The following is a 1716-nucleotide window of genomic DNA, read 5'->3' as shown; positions in this document are numbered from 1 at the left end:
GCTTATTTAATCGGGTCAATCCCATCTGGTCTATGGGTTGGAAAGCTATTTTATAACATTGATATACGCGAGCATGGTAGTGGCAATCTAGGTGGAACTAACACTTTCCGAACGCTCGGTAAAAAGGCTGGGTTGGCCGTAACAATTATGGACATTCTTAAAGGGACAGCAGCCACTTTGTTAGGTTTGCTTCCATTTTTTGCTTCAACAAACGTGCATCCTCTTATTTTAGGGGTAGTTGCTGTCCTTGGACATATTTATCCTGTGTTCGCTGGGTTTAAAGGCGGAAAAGCAGTGGCTACATCAGGCGGGATCCTATTAGGCTATAACTGGCCGATATTTGTAATCTTAGTTGTAGGATTTTTTATTATATTAAAAATAACAAAAATGGTATCTCTAACCTCTATGTGTTTAGCGATCATTGCACTCATCTACTCTATTGTTTACTATTTTACGGTCAAAGAAGATTGGCCACTAATCGTAATCGTATTTTTACTTGCTATCTTTATTTTCTATCGTCATCGTTCGAATATAGAGCGCATTAAAAATGGGACTGAGCCAAAGGTCAAATGGATTTAACTATTGAATTGAAGCATCCTGCACTAAAGAGTTAAACAAATTCTTTGCGGAACCTATTGAAAAGCTTTAGACTAAACGCATGAAAAATAATCGTAAAATTTAAAGAAAGCTTGGTGGTTCGCATGAAAATAAATATCTCTGATGATGCTTTAAAATGGTTCCGCGAGGAAATGGAAGCAGAAAAAGGAGACAAAATTCGTTTCTATGCTCGATATGGAGGCTCAAGTCCGATACAAGAGGCTTTCTCACTAGGTGTGACAAAGGATACTCCATTCGAACCATCTGTGACTCTCTTACATGAAGATATCATGTTCTTTATAGAGGAGAGAGATGAATGGTATTTCACTGGGCATGACCTTTATGTATCCTTTAATGACCAATCAAACGAGCTTGAATACTCATACAAAAAAAGCTAGATAGCCAAAGGCAGTAACGTTTTCAAAGCGTTACTGCCTTTTTTATTGAAAAGGCTATGTAAATGGCTTGGATTGATTTTCGTGCGGTGGTTTTGTTTAGAATGTTACACTTAAACTAACGTCGAAAATTTAGTTTAAGGAGGAAGGAGCATTATTGTGTTAAATATTTTAAGGCATATATTTACTTATCCTTCTTCCACCCATAAATAAATATAATTAAACTTATTATAAAAAAGATAGAAAAAAGTAATTTGAAAAGTATATGTGTGGTTACTGCTTCGGATACTTCTCCCGTCAGTTGTCCAATTCGCAAACATGAATAAATAAATCCTAATATAAATAGGAAAACAAAGCCCATTGCTTTGTATGAAAATGAAATCATAATGCAGCCTCCTTTTCTGGTAAATTTTATCATATGGATGGGGTATTATATAGACAGTATTATGATAAAGGTACTTAATCAACTAAGGAGTTGTGTTAGCAAAAATCAATATCAAAGTAAATGAGCCAGGAGAAAATATCCTTGCTCATTTTTATGTGTATTATATAGACAAACCAGAAGGACTAAAAGATAAATCCATAGACTGTTATACCACTGCTAAAAACTCTTTAGTAGCAATTTTAACGCCTTCAATTAATTCAGAATCGTTTATTTCCGGCCGTTGTTTAATTATTTTTCCAACTGCATCTTCCACTATATTTTCTCTAGCATATCTACGAC

3 protein-coding genes are annotated in these 1716 nt (G+C 35.0%); 2 read left to right on the top strand and 1 reads right to left on the bottom strand.

Annotated features, from left to right (window positions below; translation table 11 throughout):
• Positions 1-579: glycerol-3-phosphate 1-O-acyltransferase PlsY (gene plsY, locus AC06OU_RS05655; protein ID WP_475854529.1), on the top strand; the 579-nt coding region annotated here is incomplete at its 5' end.
• 122 nt (positions 580-701) lie between these two features.
• On the top strand, positions 702-995 hold the full coding sequence (locus AC06OU_RS05650) for a HesB/YadR/YfhF family protein (protein WP_169359174.1): 294 nt from the start codon (positions 702-704) through the stop codon (positions 993-995).
• Between the two features lie 181 nt (positions 996-1176).
• On the opposite strand, the gene AC06OU_RS05645 is transcribed toward AC06OU_RS05650, so the two are convergent.
• On the bottom strand, positions 1177-1377 hold the full coding sequence (locus AC06OU_RS05645; protein ID WP_475854528.1) for a hypothetical protein: 201 nt from the start codon (positions 1375-1377) through the stop codon (positions 1177-1179).
• Positions 1378-1716: the final 339 nt, after the last annotated feature.

The organism is Psychrobacillus sp., from assembly GCF_056205495.1.
This window is presented reverse-complemented; position numbering and strand designations above follow the sequence as displayed.

Excerpts from the sequence above, each read along its gene's own strand:
- AC06OU_RS05650 (WP_169359174.1), top strand. The coding sequence starts at position 702 with ATGAAAATAAATATCTCTGATGATGCTTTAAAATGGTTCCGCGAGGAA.
- AC06OU_RS05645 (WP_475854528.1), bottom strand. The coding sequence starts at position 1,377 with ATGATTTCATTTTCATACAAAGCAATGGGCTTTGTTTTCCTATTTATA.